The organism is Clostridium polynesiense (genome assembly GCF_000820705.1).
GTDB classification, from domain to species: domain Bacteria; phylum Bacillota; class Clostridia; order Clostridiales; family Clostridiaceae; genus Clostridium_AA; species Clostridium_AA polynesiense.
In genome coordinates, this window is record NZ_CCXI01000129.1 from 1 (window position 1) to 7,303 (window position 7,303).

At 35.1% G+C, this 7,303-nt stretch carries 7 protein-coding genes; all 7 read right to left on the bottom strand.

Features of this window, described 5'->3' with window-relative positions; genetic code table 11:
• Positions 1-180 precede the first annotated feature (180 nt).
• Positions 181-744, bottom strand: coding sequence for an aminoacyl-tRNA hydrolase (gene pth, locus TA89_RS12590; RefSeq protein WP_040213847.1), 564 nt, complete (start codon positions 742-744; stop codon positions 181-183).
• 130 nt (positions 745-874) lie between these two features.
• Positions 875-2,086, bottom strand: coding sequence for a S1C family serine protease (locus TA89_RS12595; RefSeq protein WP_187119306.1), 1,212 nt, complete (start codon positions 2,084-2,086; stop codon positions 875-877).
• Between the two features lie 33 nt (positions 2,087-2,119).
• On the bottom strand, positions 2,120-3,541 hold the full coding sequence (locus tag TA89_RS12600) for a HAMP domain-containing sensor histidine kinase (RefSeq protein ID WP_040213849.1): 1,422 nt from the start codon (positions 3,539-3,541) through the stop codon (positions 2,120-2,122).
• Entirely contained in the window at positions 3,542-4,228 is a 687-nt protein-coding gene (locus tag TA89_RS12605; RefSeq protein ID WP_040213851.1) for a response regulator transcription factor, read from the bottom strand.
• A gap of 174 nt (positions 4,229-4,402) precedes the next feature.
• The gene (locus tag TA89_RS12610) at positions 4,403-5,362 is read right to left on the bottom strand and encodes a ribose-phosphate diphosphokinase (RefSeq protein ID WP_040213853.1); all 960 of its coding nucleotides are present in this window, start codon (positions 5,360-5,362) and stop codon (positions 4,403-4,405) included.
• A gap of 59 nt (positions 5,363-5,421) precedes the next feature.
• Positions 5,422-6,801, bottom strand: coding sequence for a bifunctional UDP-N-acetylglucosamine diphosphorylase/glucosamine-1-phosphate N-acetyltransferase GlmU (gene glmU, locus TA89_RS12615; RefSeq protein ID WP_040213854.1), 1,380 nt, complete (start codon positions 6,799-6,801; stop codon positions 5,422-5,424).
• 187 nt (positions 6,802-6,988) lie between these two features.
• Positions 6,989-7,279, bottom strand: coding sequence for a septation regulator SpoVG (spoVG, locus tag TA89_RS12620; protein WP_040213856.1), 291 nt, complete (start codon positions 7,277-7,279; stop codon positions 6,989-6,991).
• Between the last annotated feature and the right edge of the window lie 24 nt (positions 7,280-7,303).

Consider the following 7,303-nt stretch of genomic DNA (forward strand, 5'->3'; position numbering starts at 1 on the left):
TCCATATATACCTAAAGGAAAGACATTATTTTTTAGAGCTCTTTTCAGCTCATTAAAGCTTTTATTATCTTTTAAAGGCTTCATCAATCCATTTAATCGCATTTTTACACCACCTTTAAGGTCAATTTAAACGACACAAACTGCCTTAACTCATATTTTAGAGCTAAAGCGCTTAAATATTTATTCTGCTTTGAAACTATTAAATTTATTCATACCTTCTGCTATTCCTTCTTTAAGGATACAAATCGCAGCCTCCGATGCTTTTTCTAAGGATTTTTCAACTAACTGTCTTTCATCCCCAGAAAATTTTCCAAGCACATGTGAAACCAAATTCCTATCAGGCTGTCCTACTCCTATTTTTATTCTGGGAAATTCATCTCCTATATGGGCTATAATGTTTTTAATTCCGTTGTGCCCGCCGGCACTTCCTTTAGAACGTATTCTAAGGCGTCCTACCTCAAGGCTTATATCATCATATATGATAATAAACTCCTCTGGAGATAATTTATAAAAATCCATAACCTCTCTTACGCTTTCACCGCTTAAATTCATATAAGTAGTAGGTTTTAAAAGGATTACCTTCTTTCCTTCAATAATTCCTTCACCTGCTACTCCTTTAAATTTTAACCTATTTATATCAATGTTATACTTTTGGGCAATATAATCTAAAGCATCATACCCTGCATTATGTCTCGTATTTTCATACTGCTTCCCAGGGTTCCCCAAGCCTACTATAGCGTACATAAAACTCCAACCTTTCAGAAAAATGTAATTGTAGAATATTTACTTCCAATAATCTCGTTATATTAAATATAATATATTAAAAATATAAAATAATAAAGAGACTAGCTAGTCTCTTTATTATTAAGCTTAATCAGCTGTTAGCTTCTCCTAACTCTACGGAAAGCTCCTGTGCTTTCCCATCTCTCCATATCTTGCAGCTGACTATATCTCCAACTTTTTTCTTTTCAAGTATGGTATATATCTCTTCCAGCTTTTTAATTTTTTTATTATCCAGCTCTATTATTATGTCTGTAGCCTTAATTCCGGCCTTAGCAGCTCCACTGTCCTGAGTGACGCTTTGAACATAAACCCCTTCTATATCTCCAGCTTCTTTAGGAATCAAAGTGCCTCCTTTGAATCCCAGGGACGGTCTTTTAACCTCACCAAAGCTTAATATAGAATCTACTATCTTTTTTATTTCCTCCACAGCAATGGAGTGGCTTAATCCTTGAGCATTGAATTTTCCATCAATCTTTTTGGAGTTTATTCCCAGGATTTCTCCGGCAGAATTACATATTATTCCTCCATTATTATATATGTTTAAGGATAAGTCCGTTTGGAGTATAGCATATGCGTTTTTTTCACCGGATTTAGCATCTCCAACCTCCATTTTTTTATTCGTAGAGCTTATTATACCTGTAGTTACAGTACCTATATATTCTTCTCCTTTACTGTTGGCTATGGAAATTACCATATCTCCAATTTTTGAATTTGATAACTTCCCAAGCTTAGCAACAGGAAGACTTACCGCCTCTATCTTAATCAGAGCTATGTCCGAAGCTTTATCAAAACCTACAAGCTTTCCATGAAAGGGTTTTGAGCCCTGACCTGGAAGCTTAACTAATATCTGCTGAAACTTTTCTATACTATGGTAGTTTGTAACTATATAACCATCACTTCTTATTACAAAACCGGAAACATTTCCTGTATTGTCAAGAGGATTTTTCACAAAGCTTTCCTCACTGCTTCCTATCCCCACCACTGAAGGTGCTGCATTCTGAACTATAGTATATATAGAGTTCATTTGAAAATTAGTATTACTTGGATCCTTTTCTAAAATTATTGTTTGAGTCCCTCCATTTTTAGCGATGGACTTATAGAGATTATTAACGAAGTAATACGAAGATATATATCCTGAAATCATAGCTATTAAAACCAGAGCAGTCCCCTTCAAAATCATTATCAAATTCTTTTTTGTAGTATCCTGCCGGAATTTTATTTCGCCTTCAGATTTTTTCTTTTTATTAGTTTTATTTACATCCTTCCATCCCCAAAGTCTATCTTTAGAGTCTTTACCTTGCAATAAAGCACCCCCCATTTTAAATTAAAACTCCTGCTATTTTTTCTTAAGGGTAAAAGTAAAAGTCACACCTTTCTCAGGGGTTTTATTTTCCGCCCATATATCCTCTCCATGCTGGGTTAATATATGCCTTACAATGGAAAGTCCTAAGCCTGTGCTGACTTTATTAGTTCTTGATTTATCGGCTTTATAAAACCTATCCCAAATATTTTTAAGATCCTCTTCGCCTATAGCAGGACCATCATTATAAATACTCACATAAACTTTACTTCCTCTGCTTCTGCTTGTTACCCTTATATAACCATCTTCTCCGGAATATTTCACAGCATTATCCGCAAGGTTTGTAACTACCTGCATCATTCTGTCTCTGTCCCCAGATACGTAAAGATGATTACCTTCAAGAACAACATCAACTTCTAATTTCTTATGTTTTATCTTAGGTTCTAAGTTAATTATACATATTCTTATGATTTCATTAATATCAAACTCTGATATCTTTAAATTTAACTTGCCCGCTTCCATCGCTGAAAGGTCAAGAAGCTCATTAACAAGTCTGCTTAGTCTTGTAACTTCATCGTATACTATCTTCATATAATAATTTTCTTTATCCTTTGGTATGACACCGTCTAAAATCCCAGCAACAAAGCCTTTTATAGAGGTTATAGGCGAACGAAGTTCATGAGACACATTGGAAATAAAGTCACGACGGTTCTTTTCTACCTGTGCCAGTGAGTCCGCCATTGTATTGAAGGATTCTGCCAGTTCTCCAATTTCATCATTGGAATCTATATAAACTCTCTTTTCTACCTCTCCCTTTGTAATTTTTTTTGCTGCAATATTAATATGGGATAAAGGGGCTATTAAAATTCTTTGAGCAAAATAGTATATAACTACACTAGATACTATAAGAGCCATAATTGCAGAAATCCAAATTATGGCATAAACCTTCTTTAAAGGGGTTTTTATCTGCTCCAGCGGAGTAGACATCACTATAACCCCTTTAAACCATTTGCCGTAAAAAACAGGCTTCATGTATACATATGCCTTTCGATTGAATACATCGTCATATACGGATCTTTTTTCTACAGCTTTTCCTCCGGACAGCTCATCCATTTCATCGATATTTAACCTTGAAAATCTCAAATTATTGAACTTTGGCGTAGAAACTGCAAATACATATCCATTGTTATCCGTTAAAAGTATGTCAGCTTTAAGGGAATCACCTATGAAGGTTAAAACATTTTGAAGATTAATTAAAGACGCTTCCTGATGCTCATTTAAATGTCCTACCATAGCGTTGGCAATAAGTTTTCCCTGATTATCCAACTGGTCTTTAGTCTGCTCAAAATAATAATTTTCAAACCATATAGAAAGTACCGTTGCGATAATAATAAATGTAAAGGCAATAATGGCAGTGAAGGTTACTAACAGTTTAGATACCAAACTGTTTTTTCTCATCTATTTAACCTCAAATTTATATCCTACTCCCCATACAGTTTCTAACTGCCAATTTGCTCCCCCATGCAGCTTTTCTCTCAATCTCTTTATATGAACATCCACGGTTCTGGAATCTCCCGGATAATCATATCCCCATACTTCACACAATAACTGTTCTCTGGTAAACACCCTGTTTTTATTGCTTGCTAAATAATAAAGCAGTTCAAATTCCTTTGGAGGCATTTTAATTTCTTCTCCGTTATAGGTTACATTATAAGAATTAACGTCTATAGTTAAGTCTGGATAAGTAATAGCTTCCTTAACTCCTACCTCTACGTTATATCTTCTCATTACAGCTTTAACCCTTGCTATTAACTCCTTAGGCTCAAAAGGTTTAACTATGTAATCATCAGCACCTAATTCAAGAGCCAGCACTTTGTCAAAAGTCTCTCCTTTGGCAGTTAGCATAACTACAGGGGTTTCACTTTCTTTTCTAATCCATTTTAAAACGTCTATACCATCCATACTTGGAAGCATCACGTCTAAAAGCACCAAATCAGGTTTATAGTCCATAAATAATTCCTGAGCTATTTTCCCGTTATGTCCTACCTTGGTTTCGTAGCCCGAGCTTTCCAAATACATTTTTATTACTTCACATATATTCTCATCATCGTCTATAACCAATATCTTTCCTAATATGCCATCCATTTCGCACACTCCTTATTGAAATATTTGTTCATAATTTAAATTTAACAAATTCCATTAACAAATTATATACCTTTTATCAAATGTTACAAATATTTAAAATGTCATAAAAAAAGAGATTCTAAAAAAGAACCCCTTTTTTTATAACAATTTGTGAAAAACTTCTCTGTAAATTCTTTAATTATCAAAAAGCTTACTTAGCGGAACATCATCATAAATTCTTCTTATAGCTTCTGCAAAGAGAGGAGCTACGGATAAAGATGTAATTTTATGTACTTCAGGAATATCAGGAAGTTTAATGGTATTAAGCATTATAAGTTCTTTAATAGCGCTTTCGTTGATTCTTTCAAAAGCTGGTCCTGAAAGAACCCCATGTGTACAGCAGGCATAAACCTCTTTTGCTCCAAGATCCATTAATGCATTTGCCGCGTTTGCAATAGTTCCAGCAGTATCAATCATATCATCTATCAGAATACAAACTTTGTCTTTTACATCGCCTATAATATTCATTATTTCTGATACGTTAGCTTTGGGTCTTCTCTTATCTATAATAGCTATAGGGGCATGAAGCTTATCTGCAAAATTTCTAGCCCTGGTAACGCTTCCTAAGTCAGGAGATACTACAACTACATCCTCTCGAGATTTCATTCCTTTTTCTATAAAGTGCTTAGCAAGTATTGGCGCTCCTAAAAGATGATCTAAAGGTATATTAAAGTACCCCTGAATCTGGGAGGCATGTAAATCCATTGTAAGAACTCTGTCTGCACCAGCAGCAGTTATAATATCTGCAACCAACTTTGCAGTGATAGGATCTCTTGATTTTGCTTTTCTGTCCTGTCTTGCATATCCATAGTAAGGAATAACCGCAGTTATTCTTCCAGCTGAAGCTCTTTTAAAAGCATCCACCATTATCAAAAGTTCCATAAGATGGTTATTTACAGGCTGATTTGTAGATTGAACAATAAACACGTCCGCTCCTCTAACTGTTTCGTTAATATCTACCTTTATTTCTCCATCGCTAAAAGTTCCAACCTCAGCATCACCTAGTGGAACACCTAAAATCTCAGCTATATCACGTGCCAGTTGTGGGTGAGAGTTGCCGCAAAATATTTTAATATTCTTTCCATGGGTTATCATCTATGGAAACCTCCTTGTATATAGTTGTGAGTAATATTAAGATTAAATATAATAAAATTTTATTTATCTTTCTTTTTTAAGAGGCCTTTTCTATCTACCCAGCCCTCAATATTTACCTGTCTTGCTCTTGCTGTAGCAAGGCTTCCTTCAGGCACTTCTTTAGTAATAGTGGATCCAGCCGCTATATAGCTATGCTCCTGTACTTCTACAGGTGAAACCAGATTGGTATTGCATCCAACAAAGACATTATCTCCTATTTTGGTTTTATATTTATGACTTCCATCGTAATTGACAACCACGGTACCGCAGCCAAAATTGCAGTCTTTACCTACTTCCGCGTCTCCTATATAAGTTAAATGAGATACTTTAGTACCGTCACCTATAGTGGATTTTTTTATTTCAACGAAATCTCCTATTCGAGTTTTCTTACCGATTACGCTTTCCGGTCTTATATATGCAAAAGGCCCTACTGTAGTCCCTTCTCCAATTCTGCTTTCCAAAATAACTGAACTTTGGATTGAAACTTCATCCTCAATTATGCTGCAGTTTATCCTTGAATTAGGATAAAGTATACAGTCACTTCCTATTACAGTATTTCCCTCAATTATATTATTAGGATAAATTATAGTATCCTGCCCTATTTCAACCTCAGCTCCTATATAAGTTGTGTTAGGATCAATGAGGGTTACCCCGTTGTCCATATGCTTTTTATTTATCCTTGCTCTTAATATGTTTTCTGTTACAGCAAGCTCTGCTCGTGAATTAACTCCTATAGTTTCCTCGAATTCTACAGGAAGAGCTCCAACCTTATTGTGGTTTTCTTTTAATATTCCTATTACATCAGTTAAATAATACTCTCCCTGAGCATTATTGTTTGAAAGCTTATCCAAAGAAGCCAGTAAATCTTCTATGTCAAAGCAATACATACCTGCATTTATTTCCTTTACCTCAAGTTCCTCTAAAGTACAGTCCTTATGTTCTACAATTTTCAGAACTTCTTCTCCCTGCCTTATTATCCTTCCATATCCATGAGGATTGTCTATAATTGAAGACAGCAGAGTAGCGGAATTCTTCTGCTCCTGATGAAGCTTTATAAGTTTATCAACAGTCTCAGGCCTTATAAGGGGAGCATCTCCTGTAAAGATTGCTACCGTTCCTTTTTTACCCCTTAAAAAGTCTGCAGCACAAAGTACAGCATGACCAGTACCAAGCTGCTCCTCCTGAAGCGAATAGCTAACTTTTCTTGATTCTGTAGCAGATTTAACCTTTTCTGCTCCCTTTCCTATTATCACATTAACATCTTCAAATCCAGCAGCTCTCATAGTGTCGATAACGTGATTCACCATTTCTTTACCGCACACTTTGTGAAGCACTTTAGGAAGATTGGATTTAATCCTCTTTCCCTGGCCAGCAGCTAATATTAAAGCACAGTTATACATTTTAACACCCCTGATAACAAATTAAGTTAATTAAAGTAATATACTAATTAAACCGTAGTATAACAAATTCCATACCTTATTATTATATTTTAATACACTTATTATTGCAATGCAGCAATTATAGATTTCACCACGTTATTCGTCAATATTTTTAAATAAAAAAACAAAAGGGAGATTTCTCTCCCTTTTACTCCTCAACGGTTTCTTCATTTCGTGGTTCTTCATTCTTAACCTTTTCATATTCGCTTAAAATAGCGTCCTGAATCTTTTCTCTTGTACTTGTATTGATTGGGTGTGCTATGTCCTTAAACTCTCCATCGGGAGTCTTTCTGCTTGGCATAGCAATGAAAAGACCGCTTTGTCCTTCTATAACCTTAATATCATGAACCACAAACTCATTATCAAAGGTTACGGATACAATAGCTTTCATTTTGCCGTCTGCAGCTATCTTTCTTATCCTAACATCAGTAATCTGCATTTAAAACACCTCCAGTAGCTTTTC

Excerpts from the sequence above, each read along its gene's own strand:
- pth (WP_040213847.1), bottom strand. The coding sequence starts at position 744 with ATGTACGCTATAGTAGGCTTGGGGAACCCTGGGAAGCAGTATGAAAAT.
- TA89_RS12600 (WP_040213849.1), bottom strand. The coding sequence starts at position 3,541 with ATGAGAAAAAACAGTTTGGTATCTAAACTGTTAGTAACCTTCACTGCC.
- TA89_RS12605 (WP_040213851.1), bottom strand. The coding sequence starts at position 4,228 with ATGGATGGCATATTAGGAAAGATATTGGTTATAGACGATGATGAGAAT.
- TA89_RS12610 (WP_040213853.1), bottom strand. The coding sequence starts at position 5,362 with ATGATAACCCATGGAAAGAATATTAAAATATTTTGCGGCAACTCTCAC.
- glmU (WP_040213854.1), bottom strand. The coding sequence starts at position 6,801 with ATGTATAACTGTGCTTTAATATTAGCTGCTGGCCAGGGAAAGAGGATT.
- spoVG (WP_040213856.1), bottom strand. The coding sequence starts at position 7,279 with ATGCAGATTACTGATGTTAGGATAAGAAAGATAGCTGCAGACGGCAAA.